We start from the raw sequence: 370 nt of genomic DNA on the forward strand, positions 1-370 counted from the left end.
TGGGGTTCGGAGGGCTCGTCGAGAAAGGTGCGATCCAGGCCGTTCTGGAGGATGGAGCGGATCGAGGCGACGGATCGCGCCTTGATCAGAATGCCGCGCCGGCAGGCCGCGTCGACGCGCTCGGCGCTGTAGCTTTTGGCCAGCGACAGAATGCCGAGGCAGGTGCGAAAGCCTTGCTCGGGATGCGGCCGGGCCGCGATCACGGCCTGGAAGAAGGCGGCGGTCGACGGACCGATCCGCTCACCGGCGGCGATCACTCTGGCGGGCGTCCATTGGCCGTAGCGCCGATGGGCGCTGGGCATGTGGTCGGCGATGGTGGTGTGGCCCCGCCGGTTGGGCGCGCGAGCGTGGCTGGCAATCCTGCGGCCGT

The 370-nt window shown here is 70.0% G+C and carries 1 pseudogene; it reads right to left on the minus strand.

The features are described from left to right. Positions 1-370, minus strand: a pseudogene (locus ACZIRK_RS45540) (IS21 family transposase); the annotation flags it as partial.

Source organism: Bradyrhizobium sp. Leo114, from assembly GCF_055229415.2.